This is a genomic window from Pseudoalteromonas sp. HM-SA03, from assembly GCF_002289345.1.
Taxonomy (GTDB): domain Bacteria; phylum Pseudomonadota; class Gammaproteobacteria; order Enterobacterales; family Alteromonadaceae; genus Pseudoalteromonas.
The window spans coordinates 20,263-40,488 of the sequence record NZ_NSDG01000119.1 but is presented as its reverse complement, the minus strand read 5'-3'; the positions used below and the strand labels follow the sequence as shown (position 1 = coordinate 40,488).

General features: G+C 44.1%; 20 protein-coding genes. 9 read left to right on the top strand and 11 right to left on the bottom strand.

The window, feature by feature from the left end; translation table 11 throughout:
- Positions 1–71: 71 nt before the first annotated feature.
- Positions 72–1,508, top strand: a complete 1,437-nt coding sequence (locus CKO50_RS22740; RefSeq protein ID WP_095730031.1) for a metallophosphoesterase — start codon at positions 72–74, stop codon at positions 1,506–1,508.
- A gap of 86 nt (positions 1,509–1,594) precedes the next feature.
- Here CKO50_RS22740 and CKO50_RS22735 read toward each other — a convergent pair whose 3' ends face one another.
- The 3 genes from CKO50_RS22735 to CKO50_RS22725 all read right to left on the bottom strand — a co-directional run bounded on the left by CKO50_RS22735 (position 1,595) and on the right by CKO50_RS22725 (position 4,326).
- Complete coding sequence (locus tag CKO50_RS22735; protein ID WP_095730030.1) at positions 1,595–2,101, bottom strand: hypothetical protein; 507 nt, start codon at positions 2,099–2,101, stop codon at positions 1,595–1,597.
- Positions 2,091–2,558 carry a hypothetical protein gene (locus CKO50_RS22730; protein ID WP_095730029.1) on the bottom strand — a complete coding sequence of 156 codons (468 nt, stop codon included), beginning with the start codon at positions 2,556–2,558 and terminating at the stop codon, positions 2,091–2,093. Before CKO50_RS22730 ends, CKO50_RS22735 begins: the two co-directional genes overlap by 11 nt.
- Positions 2,559–3,126: 568 nt before the next feature.
- A complete protein-coding gene (locus CKO50_RS22725) occupies positions 3,127–4,326 on the bottom strand; it encodes an MFS transporter (protein WP_095730028.1) in 1,200 nt (399 codons plus the stop codon).
- Positions 4,327–4,434: 108 nt separating this feature from the next.
- Between CKO50_RS22725 and CKO50_RS22720 the strand changes: the two genes are divergently transcribed.
- Positions 4,435–5,013: a TetR/AcrR family transcriptional regulator gene (locus CKO50_RS22720; RefSeq protein ID WP_095730027.1), complete on the top strand. Its 579-nt coding sequence runs from the start codon at positions 4,435–4,437 to the stop codon at positions 5,011–5,013.
- Between the two features lie 30 nt (positions 5,014–5,043).
- On the opposite strand, the gene CKO50_RS22715 is transcribed toward CKO50_RS22720, so the two are convergent.
- The 5 genes from CKO50_RS22715 to CKO50_RS22695 form a co-directional block, all read right to left on the bottom strand.
- Positions 5,044–5,586 carry a hypothetical protein gene (locus CKO50_RS22715; protein WP_095730026.1) on the bottom strand — a complete coding sequence of 181 codons (543 nt, stop codon included), beginning with the start codon at positions 5,584–5,586 and terminating at the stop codon, positions 5,044–5,046.
- Between the two features lie 12 nt (positions 5,587–5,598).
- Entirely contained in the window at positions 5,599–6,183 is a 585-nt protein-coding gene (locus CKO50_RS22710; RefSeq protein WP_095730025.1) for a hypothetical protein, read from the bottom strand.
- 79 nt (positions 6,184–6,262) lie between these two features.
- Positions 6,263–6,799 carry a hypothetical protein gene (locus tag CKO50_RS22705; protein WP_141240173.1) on the bottom strand — a complete coding sequence of 179 codons (537 nt, stop codon included), beginning with the start codon at positions 6,797–6,799 and terminating at the stop codon, positions 6,263–6,265.
- Positions 6,800–7,013: 214 nt separating this feature from the next.
- On the bottom strand, positions 7,014–7,595 hold the full coding sequence (locus CKO50_RS22700; protein ID WP_095730023.1) for a hypothetical protein: 582 nt from the start codon (positions 7,593–7,595) through the stop codon (positions 7,014–7,016).
- Between the two features lie 106 nt (positions 7,596–7,701).
- Positions 7,702–9,828 carry a TonB-dependent siderophore receptor gene (locus CKO50_RS22695; protein WP_095730022.1) on the bottom strand — a complete coding sequence of 709 codons (2,127 nt, stop codon included), beginning with the start codon at positions 9,826–9,828 and terminating at the stop codon, positions 7,702–7,704.
- A gap of 327 nt (positions 9,829–10,155) precedes the next feature.
- On the opposite strand from CKO50_RS22695, the gene CKO50_RS22690 reads away from it, so the two are divergent.
- Together CKO50_RS22690 and CKO50_RS22685 are read left to right on the top strand one after the other, a co-directional pair.
- Positions 10,156–11,310 carry a PepSY domain-containing protein gene (locus CKO50_RS22690; RefSeq protein WP_095730021.1) on the top strand — a complete coding sequence of 385 codons (1,155 nt, stop codon included), beginning with the start codon at positions 10,156–10,158 and terminating at the stop codon, positions 11,308–11,310.
- A gap of 6 nt (positions 11,311–11,316) precedes the next feature.
- Entirely contained in the window at positions 11,317–11,790 is a 474-nt protein-coding gene (locus CKO50_RS22685; protein ID WP_010604112.1) for a hypothetical protein, read from the top strand.
- 274 nt (positions 11,791–12,064) lie between these two features.
- On the opposite strand, the gene ggt is transcribed toward CKO50_RS22685, so the two are convergent.
- The 3 genes from ggt to CKO50_RS22670 form a co-directional block, all read right to left on the bottom strand.
- Complete coding sequence (gene ggt, locus CKO50_RS22680; RefSeq protein WP_095730020.1) at positions 12,065–13,807, bottom strand: gamma-glutamyltransferase; 1,743 nt, start codon at positions 13,805–13,807, stop codon at positions 12,065–12,067.
- Positions 13,808–13,932: 125 nt separating this feature from the next.
- Complete coding sequence (locus CKO50_RS22675) at positions 13,933–14,550, bottom strand: HAD family phosphatase (RefSeq protein ID WP_095730019.1); 618 nt, start codon at positions 14,548–14,550, stop codon at positions 13,933–13,935.
- Between the two features lie 96 nt (positions 14,551–14,646).
- On the bottom strand, positions 14,647–15,573 hold the full coding sequence (locus tag CKO50_RS22670; RefSeq protein WP_095730018.1) for a LysR family transcriptional regulator: 927 nt from the start codon (positions 15,571–15,573) through the stop codon (positions 14,647–14,649).
- 112 nt (positions 15,574–15,685) lie between these two features.
- Between CKO50_RS22670 and CKO50_RS22665 the strand changes: the two genes are divergently transcribed.
- The 5 genes from CKO50_RS22665 (at position 15,686) to CKO50_RS22645 (ending at position 20,212) form a co-directional block, all read left to right on the top strand.
- Positions 15,686–16,105 (top strand): lactoylglutathione lyase, encoded by a 420-nt coding sequence (locus tag CKO50_RS22665; RefSeq protein ID WP_095730017.1) that lies wholly within the window; start codon positions 15,686–15,688, stop codon positions 16,103–16,105.
- Between the two features lie 13 nt (positions 16,106–16,118).
- The gene (locus CKO50_RS22660; RefSeq protein ID WP_095730016.1) at positions 16,119–17,240 is read left to right on the top strand and encodes an alkene reductase; all 1,122 of its coding nucleotides are present in this window, start codon (positions 16,119–16,121) and stop codon (positions 17,238–17,240) included.
- Positions 17,237–17,788 carry a YbhB/YbcL family Raf kinase inhibitor-like protein gene (locus CKO50_RS22655; protein ID WP_095730015.1) on the top strand — a complete coding sequence of 184 codons (552 nt, stop codon included), beginning with the start codon at positions 17,237–17,239 and terminating at the stop codon, positions 17,786–17,788. The genes CKO50_RS22660 and CKO50_RS22655 overlap by 4 nt, the downstream gene beginning before the upstream one ends.
- Positions 17,789–17,790: 2 nt before the next feature.
- A complete protein-coding gene (locus CKO50_RS22650) occupies positions 17,791–18,729 on the top strand; it encodes a polysaccharide deacetylase family protein (RefSeq protein WP_095730014.1) in 939 nt (312 codons plus the stop codon).
- A gap of 235 nt (positions 18,730–18,964) precedes the next feature.
- Complete coding sequence (locus tag CKO50_RS22645; RefSeq protein WP_095730013.1) at positions 18,965–20,212, top strand: efflux RND transporter periplasmic adaptor subunit; 1,248 nt, start codon at positions 18,965–18,967, stop codon at positions 20,210–20,212.
- The last annotated feature ends 14 nt before the right edge of the window (positions 20,213–20,226 follow it).

The window sequence follows — 20,226 nt, the reverse complement described above, 5'->3', positions numbered from 1 at the left end:
TCGTATTCGAAACTCGCAAATTGTTAACAATGCATTAAACTTCATTCAACTGTTCAAAAAGGAATGAAGTCATGCGCATCATCATCGCTATTGCGACGCTCAATTTAATTGCTTGTAGCAGCACGTTTGCAGTCCAACAAGCGAATACCAAAGTATTAGGCGCTTACTCAATGTTCGCGCCTTCCACTACAGAAGCCCCAAATATCTACGCGCGCGTCGTTGTTGACGGCGTGCTCAGCGACGCCAACCAATGCCCAAGCTTGCTCTTTGGTAAAAAATCTATGCCGATGCAGTTGCGAGCAATGCGTCCGAACCAAACACATTTTCCAATCTCTGTATGCGAAGCGAAAATNACGGCTTATACCGTCAGTGGCAGCCAATTCTCGTTAGCGCCAGTGACATTCGATCCGAATAAAATTGCGGTTTTTGGCGACACGGGTTGTAAATCATCAGTTTGCGAAAACAACACTGCCGCCGAGCCGTTTAAGACCCTCGCAGAGCAAGGGGCAAAGCAACAACCACAATTGTTGCTCCATATGGGGGATTTCAACTATCGAGGTACCGGAGGTGCGATTTCCGGTGATACCTATGCTTATGACGCAGGCGATGGTGGATATGGCGGTACTAGCTGCGGTCTTAACGATACCTACTACAGTCAAAACGCGTTAAATAGCCCAAGACCAGATACATGGAGCAACTGGCAAGCCGACTTTTTTGCCGCAACAACGGATCTTTCAGCAACCGCACCATGGATTTTTGCACGAGGCAATCATGAACTTTGTAGCCGCGCAGGAATTGGCTGGTTTTATTTTTTTGGTCCGGGAGCCAACCTTCCTGATGCCATTGAGCAAAAGCAATGTCCTGCACAGGGGGATTATAATCAACCGCCACAATCTGCAAGTGCCCATATCATTGTGCAAAACTCCTATACCATCAACTTAAAACCACTCAGTATTTGGGTAATGGATAGCGCCAATGCCTGTGATGCCAGTGCTGATAATGGCCTGACAAAAGTCTACCAACAGCAATATCAACGACTTAATGTCAGAAGCGAACTACTCAAAGCCAAACCCATGTGGATTATGAGCCACAGACCCATTTGGGGCGTTGAAGACCCGACAACCAAAGACACATTAAACGTAATGTTGCAAACCGCCCTGAAGAACACCAGACAAGGTAAGTTGCCTGCTCACGTAACTTTATCACTCGCAGGACACATGCATATTTATCAGTCTTCAACCTTTACAGCCAGTACCGCGCGCCCTGCGCAAATCGTTGTCGGCAATAGCGGCGTCAGCCTCAGTGATACCAATGCCTTTAGCGAATTTGATTATGCACTTGATAGCCAAAACGCAATCGTTAACGAACAAGGTAAGTTTGGCTTTTTATCAATTAAGCTTGGCAAAGATGGCGCGTGGCAAGGAGAGTTTTTGGATGAAAGTGGTGCCGCTTTTCTAACCTGCAGCAGCGAAACTGCAGATAAACAAGCGGTATGCCGCCGGAACTGAGGATATACATTACATAGGTAGCGCTTGTAATTTGATTTTGGCAGCCACTATTTTAGCTGCTGCCATTCTCTAGCCATGTATTTCGCTTAATTGCTTAATTCTTCTACAATTAATTTGTACATATCCTCATTAAGCGAGAATATATATTGCTTGTTTTTGACCTCTACAACTGCGTATGGTGGGGCTGACATCAACACAAATGCTTCGGTATTATCTTTAAGTCGATAGCTTCCAGCATGGTAGCCGTTTAAGCTAACACCATTCGTTCTAATACTCAGCTGATATCTATTTGGCAAGCCATGCTCATAAAGCGGAGAAACTTGCTCAACCTGCTGGTGTTCAATGGTTCTGGAATAAAATAGACTTTCAAACTTTATTGAGCTTTTAGAAACAAGAACCTTGGATGAATTAAGTTGAATAAGCAACAAGGTTAATATTAAAACACTGACCGAAAAAACAAACCCAGCTAGCAGCCAAGTCACTTTTTTGGTTAACAAGAACTCTATGCCACTCGTCAACAGTACTGGAACAATCAAGACCACTATCACTAGAACTGCTAAATTACTTAATTCCTGTGGAACACTAAAAATCATAGTGTTCATCCTCCTTTTTTATTTCTAGACTATTGGCACCTAGAGATTTCAAAACCAAGCGTTCTAACGCTTCAAGCGCTTCAGATTTTTGCTCTTCATTGAGCTCTATAAGTCCCACGTTAATCACAACATTCAAGACCGCTCTCGCTTCACTTCGTTTAAAATCAACCACTGCTTTGCTATGTAACTCAGGTATACTTAAATGTCGTGAAAAAGTATCAACTACAGTTAGCTTATCCATCAATTTTGGCTCTATTCTGCCGAGCAACCCCTGTGAGTGACAGCTATTGCAATTGCCATCATGCTCACCCCCATCAACCGTAATTGCAATACTGACTGCAACAGAAATAGCAGCTGCAACATTCAGTCCAGCAACAGCATTGACAGCAGCCGCAGCATAAATAGCCACACCAACGGCGACAAATGCAATGCATACAGCCGCCACTGTACAGCTCATTGGTTGGACTTCTCCTATATTAATAGCTCACTCAGTTCCTTACCCACAAATAGAATCAAAATAATTATCATTTAGAAAATGGTATCCCAAACAGGATAAACCTACAACAGTTAACATAAATCAATATTAATTAACATTGTAATTTTTCGTAGCTGAAGATAACCCTAACTTATCAGGGTAGATGGGATTCATAGGTGCTGTGAGTGAGCAAGAAAGAACTACAGAGAGTACACTAGCAGCTTAACTTCCTGACATATAACAAACCGAAAAAGGTGTGACAATTCAATATGCCGTTGGGGCTTTCCACCGGCGCTGCCAGCCTTAAACTACTATCAATAGCTTAGGCGATTTTGTTAAAAAATACTCTCCTCCATTGAACTTTCAACAATCTAAAGAGGTCATTAGCATCTTCATCGAAACCGAGTGTAAATAAATAGTTATCACATCTACTATATTAACACAGCCTCACTACTTTCGAAGTAGATGGTGCCGCTTTTCTAACCTGCAGCAGCGAAACTGCAGATAAACAAGCGGTATGTCGTGCGAAGTAAGCGCGACTCTTACATCCTTAATCACTGACAACTTGAGTTGCTCGCCTTGTATCATCGTGTTTTTGATACCAGGCGAGTAACACCACAGTAGCAGCAGCGACCACTGCAACCCCAAATCCAAGATCCACGGTAAAGTGTTCAACGACCCATCCGGTCAACGCAGCCCCACCTGCAATCCCCACACCGAGCCCGGTAATTAGCCAAGTTAAGGCTTCAGTGAGTAAGTGTTTTGGTACGCTTTGCTCAACCAGACCCATGGCAATGATCATGGTTGGAGCAAACGCGAGTCCCGAAATAAACATCACTACTGCCAAACCATAAACGTGGTTAACACTGAGTAATAGCACGCTCGCGATCAATGTGAACATCGCAAAACGTACAAGCAGTACTGGCATAGACAGACGCCACTTAATGGCCCCAAATCCAAACCCAGCGATACAAGAACCAAGCGCGTACACCGACAATACTAAACTGGCCGCAATTGGCATACCTTGCTGCTGAGCAAAAGCGATACTTAATACATCGATAGCACCAACAATTACACCAAGTGCCAATAACACCAAACTAAGCAACTTAACCGTGGAGTTAGCCAGTGCGGAAGTTCGGGTCTGATTTTCACTTTGTTCTATTTTTGGTTCGGTGTCCTGTTGCGACACTAACCAGATACAGCCTATCACAAACAAAATAACCGCTAGCAACGGACCGGCTTGAGGAAAGAGCAAGCTGCTCAGTGCAATCGCAAGTGGAGGTCCTATCACAAAGGTAATTTCATCCAGTACCGACTCAAAAGAATATGCCGTATTAAGTAAGCCTTGATCTGATTGTATCGCACTCCACCTGGCCCGAACTAAAGCCGGAACACTTGGCATAATGCCCGCACACATGGCTAAAACATAGAGGCTCCAAAGTGGTGCTTGCAAGTAGCTTAATAGCAACAATGCCAGCGCAGATACTGCACTAAACAAGGCCGCAGGGATCACAACCTTGCGTTGCCCTACCCTATCAATCAGTCGCGACAACTGTGGCGCAGCAAATGCCATGGTGAAGGTAAATAGCGCAGCAATGGAACCTGCAATCCAATATGAGTCATAGAGTTGCGAAAGCATGGTGATTAACCCAATCGCCATCATAGAGAGCGGCATACGAGCAATAAAACCAGCACAGCTAAAATGCTTAGTTCCTTTTATCTTAAAAATTTCGGAGTAAGGATTATTCATTGATCTCTCCTTGAGATTATTTTCACATACAGTGTGTATGTAAAAATAATTGACATACACACTGTATGTCAATTATAAATTGCGTAGTTTTTTAATAAGGATCGCAAAATGACAACAAGAAGCAGCATGATGGAGAAAACCCGCAGCGAGCTATTGGCCCAAGCCAGAGTGCTTTTTGCAAGTAAAGGATTTGCAGGGACGGCATTAGAAGAGCTAACAGCGGATGTAGGACTCACTCGAGGAGCGCTGTATCATCACTTTGGCAACAAAAAAGGGTTGTTTTACGCGGTCGTACAGCAACTAGACAGTGAAATGGATCTCCGGCTCCGCGATATTGAACGTAGTGAAACCTCACCTCAGCAAATGCTTTTGAAACGTGCAGAAACTTACTTGGATATGGCTACGGAGCCCGAGATACAACGTATTATATTACGTGATGCGCAGTCGGTACTAGAACCTGAACAACTCGAAAAGGCAGCGTCAGGGTGTGTGGCATCAATCACACAGTTACTAAGTGTAATCGCACCGCAACAGAGCTCTCAAGCGCATAAAACCAGCGCTCAATTTATCAATGGTGGATTAACGAGTCTCGCACTTTGGATTGCAAATCATCAAGTACCCGATCAAGCCGTAGATGATGCAAAGCGTACCGCATACGAATTATTAAACCGTATTATGTTAGCTTAGGTTTTACTTAATCGGTAACAACGCGCCGAATTATTCAAACTGTTCTAGCGTATGCATAAGACTAAACGGATGTTGTAAAAACTCGGCTTGGTAGGCTTTATTGCGAACACTTTCTGGTAGCTGGTTAAACTCCAGCTCCGTTTCAACATAGTCGAAATAAACGCTGGAGCTTACCGTGTTTAGCGCATTGACGAACCTTAAGACATCTGACTGCTTTTGCACCGCTAAATTCGCGGCAACAAGTCTGGCGAATTCGCCATACTCTTCGGCTTCACATTCTCTTTTTTGGTGAATATAAAAATAAGATAAAACGATACCTCGCTGCTGCGGGGTAATATTAAGACTGTGTAATTGTTTTGGTGTAATAACACGCGCATTTTCGCATGCCGCTTTTCTATCACCCAGTTGTGTTACGCTATTTAACAGCTCACTAAGCAGCGCCTTTTGAACTGGTGCTAATTGTTCAACTGGATACTCAATAGGCGGCGTAAGATCTACTGACATTGATTCAGCGTTCGCTTGTTGCGCGAATACAAGTCCAAACAATATCGAAATGAATAACTGGCGATTCATCAATTATTCCTTCTATCGTTCGAATCCGTAGATCTGTTCTATGCTTTTAAGATAATTAAAGTTGATCTGAAGAAAACCCGCCTTTAGTGTGGCCTCTTTTACCGTCTCAGGTAAGGTATTAAACCTCGCTTCAGCTTCAATAAAGTGTGCATAGCGAGAAGAAGACGCAGCATTGATGGCCTCTAAAAAGGTGAAATCACTATGCTGCCCTTTCGCTGCATGATTGACGACAAGTAACTTTGAAAACTCACTAAACTCTGCTGATTCGCACTGATTTTTGTTGAGACCGTCAAAGTAATGAAGAACTAAGGGGTAGTGCTTCATATTGATTTTTAGCGGGCTCAATTGCGACTTGTTTAATACATTATCAACGTTCTCACATTCCTTGCGCTTACTCTGTAATCGGTTATAGCTCTCTATAAGCGCTGACATTGCCTGTCGTTCAAAACCTTCTATTCCAAAATTGTCCAGTAGCGTGTTGAGTTCGCTGGGCTGCACAGGTGGCTTGTTAAGTATCTCTTGATAATCAGGTGTAGCGGCCACTGTGCTCACATTTAGCAATAAGCCCACGACTAAGGATGCTGAGAATAAATTCACTGTAAAATTCCTTTTCAATCATATTATTATAGTTTCTGCAGCATACAGGCCCTGCAGAGGCATGGCCTGCAGCCCTGGTTTATTCCATCACACTGTCAAGCGTAGCAAATAAATTGAAGTTCTTGTTTAAGTAGTCAGCGTTAAGAGCTGTTTCTCGAACTTGTTCCGGTAAGAGATTAAACTCGGCTTTAAACTCCCTAAAATCACCATAAAGGCGAGATGATAAAGTGTTCATGGAATTTATTAGCTCAACATTTTTTGGCTCTTTTTGAACAACCAAATTGACTGCAAGCAATCTCAAAAAGTGCTCATACGCTGCTCGCTCACACCGACTTTTGTTTACACTATCGACGTAAAATAACACTGTTACGTAATGTGTTTTGTCAATGCTCAATGCATCCATTTGTTTTACTGTAAGTATGTTGTCGACAGCTCGACAGCTCATTCTTCTTTTATGTAGCGAGTTATAGCTTGATAATAACTCCATCATCGTCGCGTGCTCACTCGACTTTAAATCAAACTCACTCTGTAAAGAAGTAAACTCCGATTCGCTTAACGGTAGCTTGTTATACAATTCAGTGTAAGTCATTGAAGTTTTGGCATTAACAATACCCATAGCAGCGACTGATACTAGCGCTATTACTAGATGCTTTATTAAGCTTCGTGTCCTTTTGGTGTCACTTTCCAAAACTCCCTCCTGTTAATGACCGATCTTCAAAATATAGTCGCCGCAATGATAAACCATGTATTTTTGACGCTACAACAACTTATTCGTGAAACCCAAACAGTATCAAAACGAATAAATGAGCTTTCACCACAGACACCTTTAATCACTTAAATGTCAAAACTGGCAATAAGCTTTCAACATAATTAAAGTTGTTTTTTAGAAAATCAGCTTTCAGCGCAGCTTCTTTCACGGATTGGGGTAAGGTATTGAATGTTTCATCGGCTTCCATGAACTCCTTGTAACTGAGAGAAGGTACTAGGCTCATTAACTCTAGCCTATCGAAGCGCCTTTCATCTTTTAACATTACATAACTGACAGCAAACCTCCGTGAAAAATCATCAAACTCCTCAGATTCACATTGATATTTGTTTAAATAGTTAAAATAACTGAGTATAGGAAGATAGTAGTCTACCTCAATGTTGAGCGTGCTAAATTGCGAGTTGTTTAGAACAGTCGTAACCTTGTTGCATTCTTCACGTTTGCTGCGCAGTCGGCGATTACTTTCATCTAACTCGGCCATAACCTGCAGCGCAAGAGCTTGCCTATCAACGTCACTCTGTATCGTGGGAAGTTCACCAGTCAGCGGTTGTAGTTGGCTAATCACATATTGATTGTTGAGTGTGGCTGAAGCTGTACTTATATTTACCAATAAGCCAACGACCAGCAGTAATGGGGATAAACTCATTATAAATTCCTTTTAAATGATGTGTTGCAAGCATACACAACTTACAATAAATAGACAATGAACAACAGCGTGGCCCACTAGCCACGCTTAGTTAGTTTACAGTCTGCTAAAAATCATAGCTAAAACTTAAGCTGTAATTTCTCGGCGCGCCATAACGATACTGATCAAAGAAGCCAATTTGGCTGTAGTACTTTTCATCGAAGAGGTTTTCTACGTTGAGCTGTAGCGCCATATTGTCTGCCAGTGCGTAGTTTGCCATCAAGCTAACCAGTGCATAAGCATCTTGCTCTAGCCTATCGTTGCCCGTTACTGAATAAGTGTCATCCTGCCAGTTCACGCCACCACCAATCGTCAACTCAGGTAAAGCATTCACAAATTGGTAAGTCGTATACAACTTAAATTGCTTTCTTGGGTTATCCGTATTCACTTCAACGCCGTTGGCATCCTCAGCTTTGTATTGTGAATAACCCAAATGCACATCAAAACCGTCAGTTAACTGACCCACCACTTCAAATTCGAAGCCTTTACTGGTTGTGCCTTCAGCAGCATATTGCGCGACTGTATTTACCGAACCAGGAACTATGTATCCAACATCATCTTGAGCTAGGTTATCTTGTTCGATTTGGAAAATCGCCAATGTTGTTTGCAGCGTGTCGTCTAGATAGGTACTTTTTAGCCCCACTTCGTATGATTTTCCTTTGATTGGATCAAGGAAATCACCATTACGGTCTTGGGCATTTTGCGGCTGGAATATTTCAGTGTAACTTGCATACACTCGCTGCGTTGCCGACAAGTCGTACAAGGCACCAGCGTATGGTATAAATACGCCATTGTCGCCAAAATCAGTGATGACGCCATAGCTTTCGCCTTCGCGCTGCCAGCTCGACAAACGACCACCCGCTATTACTTTAAGTTCATCGCTAAGATTTAGCCTTGTTGCGGCGTAAAACCCTTTTTGCTCGGTATCCATATCTTGAGCAACTGAGGTTTCTGTGCCCCACGTCGGCTCAGGAAAATTACCATCCCACTCGTAAAAATTGCCAACTGGCAAAAAGGCATTATCGAGCGCAGCAAAAGTGAGGGTATCGGCGCTTTGCTCACTGTAAAGCGCGCCAGTTACGAAATCATGCTCACGACCAGCGAGTTGATAAAAACCTTTAAGCTGGATATCAAAGCTGTCTTGGTTACTTTCACCTGTACTTTTATAGGGCCAAGACGCTAAGCCCTCACCTGTTGTTTTATCCAACGTGCCGAATAAATACAGCAGCTCTGTATCTTGCTCGTATTTCAGCTTGTTGTAATTGGCGACCAGTTCCCAACCATTTGCAAAGTTGTGGCTAAAGTTCACAAAAGCATTGGTGCCAGTAGTTTGCCACTCAGTCCAATTTGCAGCTGTGGTTTTTTCGACTTCCCAGTCTGTCTTACTTCCATCGGTAAAGAAAGTAGGTAATGCCCCCCAAGTTGGACTGGTAGGGTCGTTACGTTGATAGCTAGCACCAACGCGGATTGTCGAATGCGTGCTTAAATCCGCTTCTAGTACCCCATAAAGCACGGTACTTTCGTCAGAGAAGAGATCTAAATACGAGTCACCTTCTTCATACTTCGCCACCACTCGTCCACGCACACTGCCATCGTTAGTTAATCCATTGGCAACGTCCACCATCACTTCTTTATTGTTCCAGCTCCCCAAAGAGACACTAGCAAAACCTGTGAGGTCGGTGCTATTTGCATGTTTGCGTACTAGGTTAATTGAAGCTGAAGGATCGCCCGCGCCGGTTAATAACCCGGTTGCACCACGCACAAACTCCACGCGCTCGTATATAGCAACATCCGCGATGGTTTCGCCTGAATCCCCCGCTAAACTCCATGACAAAGGAACGCCATCAATTTGATAGTTGGTAATGTCAAAGCCACGAGACTGCAACGTATTACGAACATTATCAATTTCTTTCGCTGACACCCCAATCGCATTTAACACAGTATCGGTTAATGTATCGAGTTTTTGTTCTTTGATCCGTGCAGCGGTAATAACGCTAACAGATTGAGGCGTCTCAAGAAGAGATAACCCTAAGCCGGTCGCAGTGTCTATCACTTCATTGACGGTGTATTTTCCCGTCACGACTATTTTTTCAATTTCTTCATTATCTTGCTGTGCTGCTTGCACCTGTAATGCTGACGTGCCGAGCGCTGCCATAACAGCAAATGAGAGCATTTTGAGAGGCAGAGTGTTCACTGGATTTATCCTAATATTGTAAAAATCGAAATTATAGTAATGCAGATGATAACTATTAGCAATAACATCAAGGTGAATTACAACCAGTTTCGAACCCGATTTAAGGAACGTTCCCAAAACAAGTAACCAACTAATTTAAAACAACTTTCCCATAAAAGAAACAAAAAAGATAAACCGCTGAACGAATAAAACATGCCATTTAACGCACATCCAAATGAATATAATTGCCATTTACACTTTTAAAAAGATATACTTTATTTACATTTTTGCGCAAATACTCCCTCAGCTTTAATTTGTCGCCGTCATTCAAAGAACTAGGAACACACAATGGCAAAGAAAATAAGCAACAAGTTTTGGTTTCAGTTGCATGGTTGGTTTTCACTGCCAATATGGCTACTGTTTTGCTTTATTTGTATCACAGGTACCATTTCCGTTTTCAGCCATGAACTTACATGGCTTACCAACCCTGATTCTCGGGCACATAACCCCAGTCAAGTAAGTGAGATGTCAGCGGGCTCAGTGTTACGCGCGTTTAAGGATGAGCACCCAAGTGCAGATGTCATGGGGCTCAATGTGAGAGAGCCCTATTTGACCTATGTGGTGATGTTTACCGACGTCGACAAGCCCTATGCGCTTGCATACGTAAACCAGTACACAGCGGCTGTTCAGGAAATAAATGACGGCAATACGTTTATTAACTTTATGCGTTCATTACATGGCTGGCTGCTATTTCCATGGCAAAACGGCTACAGTGTTGGTTACTATTTAGTGGCGTTTATGTCACTGATCCTACTGGGCGCGTTGATCACAGGCCTAGTGGTATACAAAAAGTTTTGGTTGGCGTTTTTTCAGTTTAAGCTGCGTAAATCACAAGGAGGTCGTACCCTTGCCGCTGACATCCATAAACTCAGTGGAGTATGGTCGCTTTGGTTTATGACCGTAATGAGCCTCACCGGACTGTGGTATTTAACGCAAGCGGTGCTGTGGCATGCTGGTGTTGAACTCGAACATCATGAAACATTAAATGCAGCGGATATACCCAACTCAACAATAAACGCGAATGCAGTGGAAACCAGTGTTGACCTAGCGCTCGCTGAAATCCAACAACAGTACACTGACTTTCGCCCAAGTTACATCATGCTACCTGAGCATAACCGCGATACGCTCAAAATCAGTGGCGCAAACGACTACGTACTCTATGACGATTACAGCATTAATATTGCCTACAACACTTGGAATGATACAGTCGTTCATCATGCAAACCCTGATTCAATGACAGGTTTACAAACGGTTATGCACATCACAGATCCACTTCACTACGGCACCATAGGAGGGATCTGGACCAAAGTTATCTGGTTTATTTTTGGCTGTATTTTATCTGGAATGTCGATCACCGGATTTATCATGTATCAGCTTCGAACCAAACGCGCGCGTAGCCAAGAACGGAGCAATGCAAGACAACTAAAAGCACAACAAGGGTAAATAGCCATGAATGCAGTCAAACGCTTTATACAACACAATAAATATTGGTTAAATGCCCTATTGCTGGTGTTGCCAGCTTGGTTTTATTATCAATCATTACATCCAGAGTTTCCCGCTCCATTGGCGGAGCAAACACTTGGAGAGTACAGCATTACACCAATGCCTTTTGACGACAAGCCGCCATACATCCACGATAACTTATACGTCAAAGACTTCTTACTACTGTTCAATAAAGGTGACGTTGAATCTGTGCGCCAAGGCTATCTCAATATCGGCCCCAACGCGATGCCACTTGCACAGCTTATGGAGCATGAGCTCGGGATCCTTCACGGCACAAAACACGGTCAACACGTGCATGCTTTAGCAAAGAAAACATTATCAAAAGACGACAAGGTTTGGCTGACGATTGAAACTTGGCAAGGCGAAGTCATCGTCATGAATTGGCCACTGCCAGAGTATTTAATCAAAGAAAGTGCATAGAAAAGGGGCACCTCGCCCCTACTCGATTTAAATTACACTTAAGACTCAATGGAAATCAGGATATTATACCAGTTGTATTAAGTAAATGATCTATCTTGAAGCGGGGAAATAGCTTTAGTAGCACCGCTCTCGCGTCCTGCTACCGCTAAGGTACCTATATCCATATAGGCAAGGCAAGAATTTTGCTATTTAGTTGTTCTAAATGAGAAATTTTTAACGAAGCTAATATGCTATTTCACCCTTCAAATTGATTAGATAATTAATTCAATTGGTATTAGTACCCCACCGCAGCGCTATCTGCACGCCTTGGATCTGAGGAGCCAAATAGACCTTTATCGGTAAGCATGATTGACTGGGTTGAACCCATCGCATTCTGCTCTGAAAGTGTGTGTCCTTTGTTTTCAAGTAGACGTCGAGTATCCACATTTAAGCTACGTTCAATACGAATTTCATCTGGTAACCATTGGTGGTGAATACGCGGAGCCACGGTTGCTTCAGCGATATTTAAGCCATGATCAATAACATTCATAATGATTTGTAGCGTGGTGGTGATAATACGCGAGCCACCTGGACTACCCGTTACCAAAAAGGGTTTACCCTCTTTCATTACAATCGTAGGTGTCATCGAACTCAGCGGGCGCTTCTTTCCTTCAACAGCATTAGCTTCTCCACCAACCAAGCCAAAACCGTTTGGTGTGCCGGGCTTTGCCGAGAAATCATCCATTTCGTTGTTAAGTAGAATGCCTGTGCCAGCCGCGACAATACCTGAGCCATAGCTAAAGTTGAGCGTATAAGTGTTACTCACTGCATTGCCCCACTTATCTACCACAGAATAATGCGTGGTTTGGTTACTCTCATAAGGTAATAATTTACCGGGCTTAATCTCACGACTTGGCGTCGCTTTGTCTGCGTTTATTTGTTTACTGCGCTGCTTTGCATATTGCTTATCCACCAATGCTTTAACGGGTACGTCGTAGAAATCAGGGTCGCCCAAATATTCACTGCGGTCAGCATACGCACGCTTCATGACCTCAGCCATTAAATGGACGGTAGCAGCGCTATTATGCCCAAGCTCACCAATAGGGTATTGCTCCAGCATGTTTAGCATCTCTATGATATGCACACCACCAGATGAAGGAGGCGGCATAGAAACGATGTCGTAGCCGCGATATGTACCTTTTACTGGTTCACGCTCTACCGCTTTATAGCCTTTTAAGTCATCCAGCGACATAATGCCACCAGCTGCTTCTACCGCAGCAACAATTTTCTTTGCTGTCTCACCCTGATAAAAGCCCGCGCTGCCTTTTTCAGCGATCAGCGCTAAAGAGTGGGCAAGATCTGCTTGCACCAGCCATTCATTTGGCTTATAGCTGCTACCATCTTTTTTATAAAACACGGCCTTAGATGCCGGCACATCGAGCATTCGTTCTTTAATATAATTATGAGAAAGCGAATTAGCTAAATCAGAGGTCACTTTAATGCCATCACGCGCCAATTTGATTGCAGGCTGGATAACCTGACTAAGTGTCATGGTGCCGTATTTCTCGAGTGCTAACTCCATCCCCATAACCGTTCCGGGAACGCCCACGGCAAGGCCGTGCTGAAGGCTTAGCTTTGGGTTTACCTCGCCGTTTTCATCAATAAAGATGTCTTTGTGCGCACGGCCTGGTGCCATTTCGCGATAATCAATCGCAATGGTTTTATTCTCTTTTGCCAGATGCACTAGCATAAAGCCACCGCCACCGATATTTCCGGCTCTTGGCAGGGTCACGGCAAGGCTAAAACCTACTGCGACAGCCGCATCAACAGCATTGCCACCTTGCTTTAAAATCTCTATACCAACCTGACTAGCAAGTGCCTCTTGGCTAGATACCATGCCGTGTTCAGCCCATATTGGCTGTGCCGTGGCTTTAGAACTAAATATTGGTGACTCGTCAGCTTGCGCCGTGTTACCAAACACAACACTCACGCACAAGGAAACAGAGCAAGACCACACCAAGGCTGTTAATTTACGCATCTTCATCCCGTTTTTTAATTATTCTCATATTGCAGTGTTGCATGAATAAAAAGACCAAACAATATCGATGCGTTGGAGTGAATAATCAAAATAGTCCTAAAACGATTACAGCTGCTTTAACTGTATTAAAACACTAATCCTAGCTCACGTAACTCGCGCTCAGCTTGCGCCGCATTAAAGAACTGAATACCATGCATTCCGACCTGCTTTGCACCTTCCACATTCGCTAAGACATCATCAAGAAAAACACAGTCATCTGCCGCTAGTTGATAGCGCTCCAGTAAGTGAGTAAAAATAGCTTTGCCGGGCTTCATGCAGCCAAGCTCAGCAGAAATGATTTCTCCGTCAAAGTGTTGCCAGAAAGTATGACGCGCTTTTAGGTGGCTCACAATCTCGTGCACATTATCGGTTAGGGCATAAGCACTATATCCAGCCGCCTTTAGACGCTGCATCAGTGCAAGCGTGCCATAAAGTGGGATCAGTGATTCTTTGATATAAAAGAACAGTTCGTCAGCTTGCTCAGAGGTTAAGTGACAGGTTTGCATAAAAGCGTGCTTGGTGTCTGCTTCAGTCAGTTCGCCTCGATTAATCGCAAACCAAATTTCACTGTGGAACAGCTGCTTAGCTAGACTCTCAACGTCGCATTGGTTGCCAAAGGTAAGCCGAACTATCTCCTCCGGTGACCACCTCACAAATACGTTACCGACGTCAAAAATTACGTGTTTAATATTGCCAATTGCCATCCTTGAACCTCTTTAGTTAGTTTAAATATGAGCGTTTATTATGCATATCTTTATCACTTACGCACGGCTAATTCGCTAGACTTCAATGAAATAAAATCAATTCTGTATTTGTTGTAAATACTCGCTAAAAAAGGTTAGAAACGCTTTGACTTGACGAGGTTGAAACTGCCTAGATGGATAAATCGCTTGCAGCGCAACTTTATCTGAGTCCGTTGGACTAAATCCCAATGTTTGAGTTGGCAACAACTCCACCAATCGCCCCGCTTTAATATCTTTGTGAACATCTAACCACGACTTGATGGTGATCCCAAGCCCTTGAATAGCCCAGTTTCGCAATACTTCTCCATCTGAACTCACTAAACAAGTAGGCACAGTTTCAATGATGGTTGCTTGCGTGTCTCTGTCGATAAAATACCAATCGTTTAGCGCCTGTCCTGCTCTTTCCAGTACTAAACAGCGATGGCGCTGTAATGCTTGATAGCAATCTGGTGTACCATACCGTTCGAGATAGTTTGGGGCAGCCACCAGCATTCTGCGGTTGTTTAACAGAGACCGAGATATCAAGCTGCTATCATTTAAATTACCATAACGAATGGCAATATCAGTGCCAGACTCAACTAATTTGACCAAGCCCTCCCCCAAGCTCAAGTTAACCACCACCTGTGGATGCTGTGTGGCAAACTCCGCAACGGCGGGAACCACGTACTGACGGCCAAAGTCTGAGCTTGCTGCAATTTTGAGTGTGCCTCTCAAATCAGGATCGGCATCTTGCAGTAGCGCCTCCGCCGCCGCGACCTCCTCAATGACTCGCACACAGCCCTGATAAAACCGCTCTCCCGCTTCTGTCAGTTTAATACTTCTGGTGTTTCGAGTAAGTAAACGGGTTTTATAGTGCGCTTCAAGTGCATTGATCCGTGCGGTCATGCTCGCTGGAGAAAGCCCTAATACTCGCCCTGCCGCAGCCAGGCCATCAGAGCGCACCACTTGAACAAAAAGCGTCATATCGTCTGCTTTGCTTTTCATTATTCACCTTTTATGAAAAGTAATTTTATATAAAAGCCAATTATCAAATATTAATAAACAAATAGACTGTTCTCAACGCATAAATCGCTAACACCAATGGAGGTAACACACCATGCAGTTAGATCACTTTTTGTTTAGAGCCCATGATATGGCAAAAATGGCGACCTTTTTTGAGCTGGTGCTTAGGCTTAAAGAAGGCTTACGTCCACCTTTTCCATTTCCAGGAAAGTGGTTTTATGGCGACCAACAGCAACCTTTCATTCATCTGGTTGAACAATCACCACATACCCAAGCACAGGCTGAATACCTTGGCTCTGTGCAAAACACAAGCATGAGTACTAGCAACATAGATCATATTGCATTTCGTGGTGACGATTACCCCGGGTTAATCGCCCGACTAGAGCATTTTGGCGTTCGTTACGTGGAACGAGGTGTCCCTATTAGCAATGAGCATCAGGTTTTTATCTTTGCACCTGAATCTCTAAAAATTGAAGTGCTGTTCCCACGCCACATCAACTCACTTGTCCAATAATTAGGAGAATACTATGTCTGATCCATTGTTATTTACGCAGAAAAAACTCGGTAATTTAATCTTACCAAACCGCATTTTGATGGCACCAATGACCCGCTCTCGAACAACACAACCGGGAGATATTCCAAACCAGTTGATGGCCAAGTACTACGCCCAACGCGCTTCGGCAGGGCTTATCATTAGTGAAGCCACACAAATCTCTTGTCAGGGCAAAGGATATTCATTTACTCCCGGAATTTATACTGCTTCGCAGGTTGCTGGATGGAAAGAAATCACCCATGCAGTGCAGCAAAAAGGTGGCCGTATTTTCTGTCAGCTTTGGCATGTCGGTCGTATGTCTCACCCCACTTTTCATGAAGATGGCCAACCCGTCGCCCCCTCAGCACTGGCACCCGACGCACAAGTGTGGGTGGTCAATGAAAAAGGAGTGGGTGAAATGGTCGATTGCCCAACACCACGCGCACTGGCAACCCAAGAAATACAGAGCATAGTCGAAGATTATGTTCATGCGGCTGAGAATGCCATGATGGCAGGGTTTAATGGCGTCGAGATCCACGCTGGTAATGGCTACTTAATTGACCAGTTTTTACGCCGCAGCTCTAATCAACGTCATGATCAATATGGTGGCTCGAAGGAAAACCGAATTCGCTTTGCGGTTGAAGTTATCACCGCGATTAGCCAAGCAATTGGACCTGAAAAAGTAGGGATCCGATTAGCGCCTTTTATTACTCAACGTGGCATGCAAGACGAAGAGGCCATTGATACTATTTTGCTCGCCGCGGAGCACTTTAACCGCTTAGGCATTGCCTATGTGCACTTAGCAGAAGCGGACTGGGATGATGCGCCAGTCGTGACGGAGAGTTTTAGGCAAGCACTAAGAAGAAAATTCCACGGTGCCATTATTGTGGCGGGAAATTACGAACCAGAGCAAGCCGAAGCCCTTATTGAGCAAGGTCTAGTTGACTTTGTGGCTTTTGGTCGCAAGTTTATCTCCAACCCAGACCTCGTATACCGTCTAACTCATCAATTGCCTTTGAGTCCAATCAACCCTGATGCGCCTTTGTTTGGTGGTAGCGAGCAAGGCTACACCGACTATGCAGATTTCCAACAATTAAGAGCAAAAGGTGCAATATGAAGCCATTATTACTGCATTTATCCCTAGCCTCTATGGCATTACTCGGTACAACCAATGCAATTTCAGCACCTGAGTTTACACTAGAAAGCCCAGATCTTGTTGCCGAAAAATCTATTCGACCATTTCAATACTGGGATCAATTTGGCTGCGAGGGAAACAGCACACTGCCAACCTTAGTTTGGTCAAATGCACCTAAGCAAACCAAGAGCTTTGCGGTGACGTTTTACGATCAAGACGCGCCAACTGGCAGCGGATTTTGGCACTGGCAAGTGTATAACTTGCCCAAAGACACGACTAGGCTTGCAGAAACTTTACCAAGCCAAGCCATTGAAGGTAATACGGATTTAGGAAAGCCTGGGTACTTTGGCCCGTGCCCGCCTATTGGCCGCAAACATAAATACACCTTTACCGTGCATGCACTAGATGTAGATACACTCCCCGTGCCAGTTGGTGCAACGGCACCACTTACTGGATTTTTTATCCACCAGCATAGCTTAGCGCAGGCAACACTTTCTGTGTATGCCGGCCCAAGAGCCGCAGGAGAATAACCATGCGTACCACGTTGACCACAAGTATTCGAGCACTACTAACAGCAACCGCCCTGCTTACAGGCACAGCCCACGGCGCCGAAGTAGAGCCTGGCCATTACTGGCCCGATGATGCTCAATTGGTGATCTCTATCTCCATGCAGTTTGAAGCAACCGCGCAAGACCCAAGCGATCCTGGGCCATTTCCTCAGCAAGAAGCGGGCGATCCCGATACCGTCGCTCCTACTTGGTATCAGTATGGTATGAACGAAGGGATCCCACGATTGCTTAAACTTTGGGATAAGCACAACATCAAAGTGACGTCCCACATGGTAGGAAAAGCTGCTGAGCTTAATCCTAAACTTGCCAAAATGGTGGCAGAAAAAGGGCATGAAGTTTCAGGCCATGGACAAAACTGGACGCCTCAATACTCAATGACACCCGAAGAAGAACGGGCGTCTTATATTCACAGTGCAAACGTGCTTGAAAGGATCACCGGGCAAAGACCACAAGGCTTTAATGCATTTTGGATGCGTCATTCACAGCAGACATTAACTATTTTGCAGTCCCTTGGTTTTGTCTATCATATTGATGATTTATCTCGGGATGAACCTTCGTTTACTCCGGTCAATGGTAAACCTTTCGTTGTTGTCCCCTACACCTTTAGAAACAACGATATCGTGCGCTACGGCGGCAGCTCCGCAATGACAGCAAAAGCCTATTTGCAAGAGTTAAAGGACGAGTTTGATGTGCTTTATGAAGAAGGAAAATCCCAGCGCCGGATGATGTCTATTAGCGCACACGACAGGCTCGCAGGTAGCCCAGCTCGGGTAAAAGCACTTGACGACTTTATTCGTTACGCTAAATCGCACCCAAAGGTTAAGTTTATGCGCAAGATAGACATAGCCAAATGGACTCTAAAGCAACAAGACGTACCAACCAACCCAGAACGCGTGTTTTAACAAATAATAACGCTGCAATTCATAGGCTCTATTGACGAGCCTACTTTCTTCTGCGCACTTGCAAATACAATCGTGCTTCCCAAAACCACAATTTTTATTTTCGAAACCGCAAAAAGCACTCCTTCCCTGCAAACAGACAAAAGAAAAAACCTAATAATTTCAGTAAATTATATTTTGGCATGCGACTTGTTATCTACTGAGTAATAACAACCTTCATTCCACTAGAGATATCAACATGGATATACAAGTCAAACATAAAAAGCGCAACAAGGTTAACTGGTTGTGGGCTGTCGGCGGAACCATTTTCGCCGTAGTTATTATATGGCTGCTAATACAGCCCTCAGCGCAGGCATCTTTGCCTGTGGCAAAAACATGGATTGCGGAGGTACAGCAAGGGGATTTAGAGGTCAGTGTATCTGGATATGGTCAGCTTAAATCGAAAACGCCGCGTTTGATAAGTGCCGCAAGCGATGCCACGGTTGAAGAGATTGTGTTGCGCCCAGGTGCACAAGTTAATCCCGACAGCATCATCATGAAGTTACAAGATGCAAACTTGGCCCAATCTTTAAAAGATGCCAAACGCAGTTTGGCGCAATCGCAAGACCAATATCTACAGCTCGATATCAATCAACAACGAGAATTGCTGTCTCATCAAGCGGATTTAGAAATTCTGAGATCTGAGTTAGAAAGTGCCGAGCTGGAGGTTAGCGCTCAAGGAGAATTGGTTGAAGATGGAGTTGTTTCTAAACTCGACTACCAACGCGCGGTACTTACCCATCGCCAGCTGAAACGCCGCATTAATATAGAGCAGCAGCGAATAGCGCAATTACAGACCTTACACAAAGCCAATCTACAGCTTGCGCAGTCGAATATTGATGCCAGTAATGAAGCATTTTTATTGGTGCAAGATAGGGTGAATAAGCTCACTGTACGGGCTGGGATCAAAGGAGTATTGCAGCAACTTCATGTGGAACTTGGACAAAGCGTGTCTCTTGGCACTCAATTGGTGTTAGTTGGTAGCACTACCGATTTATATGCGCAACTGCAGATCCCACAAGCCTATGCTCAGCAAATAAAGTTGGCTCAGCAGGTGAGCATCAATACTCGTAACGACTTAATTGAAGGCCAAGTGTCGCGCATTAATCCAATGGTACAAAATGGCAATATTGAAGTTGAGGTGACACTGCCTAAAAGTCTGCCCGCGAGTGCTCGTCCCGAACTAAATATTGAGGGGAAAGTCTCTATCGACAAATTGAGTTCCGCACTGTTTATCGACAAACCCGTCGGTGCAAAACCTTATAGTCAAGCAACCTTATATCTTGTTGATAAAGAAAAACAACAAGCCCGTGCAATTCAAGTACACTATGGCGCAGAAACGTCACAGCACATTCAGCTGCTCAGTGGCGCTTCGACAAATCAGCAGTTTATTTTGTCAGATATGGCATCTTATGCCGACACACCCGTAGTGACTTTGAGCAAATAACAAACCAAAGGAAG

Excerpts from the sequence above, each read along its gene's own strand:
- CKO50_RS22650 (WP_095730014.1), top strand. The coding sequence starts at position 17,791 with ATGCGTACCACGTTGACCACAAGTATTCGAGCACTACTAACAGCAACC.
- CKO50_RS22730 (WP_095730029.1), bottom strand. The coding sequence starts at position 2,558 with ATGAGCTGTACAGTGGCGGCTGTATGCATTGCATTTGTCGCCGTTGGT.
- ggt (WP_095730020.1), bottom strand. The coding sequence starts at position 13,807 with ATGCGTAAATTAACAGCCTTGGTGTGGTCTTGCTCTGTTTCCTTGTGC.
- CKO50_RS22725 (WP_095730028.1), bottom strand. The coding sequence starts at position 4,326 with ATGAATAATCCTTACTCCGAAATTTTTAAGATAAAAGGAACTAAGCAT.
- CKO50_RS22690 (WP_095730021.1), top strand. The coding sequence starts at position 10,156 with ATGGCAAAGAAAATAAGCAACAAGTTTTGGTTTCAGTTGCATGGTTGG.
- CKO50_RS22735 (WP_095730030.1), bottom strand. The coding sequence starts at position 2,101 with ATGATTTTTAGTGTTCCACAGGAATTAAGTAATTTAGCAGTTCTAGTG.
- CKO50_RS22720 (WP_095730027.1), top strand. The coding sequence starts at position 4,435 with ATGACAACAAGAAGCAGCATGATGGAGAAAACCCGCAGCGAGCTATTG.
- CKO50_RS22645 (WP_095730013.1), top strand. The coding sequence starts at position 18,965 with ATGGATATACAAGTCAAACATAAAAAGCGCAACAAGGTTAACTGGTTG.
- CKO50_RS22700 (WP_095730023.1), bottom strand. The coding sequence starts at position 7,595 with ATGAGTTTATCCCCATTACTGCTGGTCGTTGGCTTATTGGTAAATATA.
- CKO50_RS22675 (WP_095730019.1), bottom strand. The coding sequence starts at position 14,550 with ATGGCAATTGGCAATATTAAACACGTAATTTTTGACGTCGGTAACGTA.
- CKO50_RS22670 (WP_095730018.1), bottom strand. The coding sequence starts at position 15,573 with ATGAAAAGCAAAGCAGACGATATGACGCTTTTTGTTCAAGTGGTGCGC.
- CKO50_RS22660 (WP_095730016.1), top strand. The coding sequence starts at position 16,119 with ATGTCTGATCCATTGTTATTTACGCAGAAAAAACTCGGTAATTTAATC.
- CKO50_RS22655 (WP_095730015.1), top strand. The coding sequence starts at position 17,237 with ATGAAGCCATTATTACTGCATTTATCCCTAGCCTCTATGGCATTACTC.
- CKO50_RS22685 (WP_010604112.1), top strand. The coding sequence starts at position 11,317 with ATGAATGCAGTCAAACGCTTTATACAACACAATAAATATTGGTTAAAT.
- CKO50_RS22715 (WP_095730026.1), bottom strand. The coding sequence starts at position 5,586 with ATGAATCGCCAGTTATTCATTTCGATATTGTTTGGACTTGTATTCGCG.
- CKO50_RS22705 (WP_141240173.1), bottom strand. The coding sequence starts at position 6,799 with ATGGGTATTGTTAATGCCAAAACTTCAATGACTTACACTGAATTGTAT.
- CKO50_RS22665 (WP_095730017.1), top strand. The coding sequence starts at position 15,686 with ATGCAGTTAGATCACTTTTTGTTTAGAGCCCATGATATGGCAAAAATG.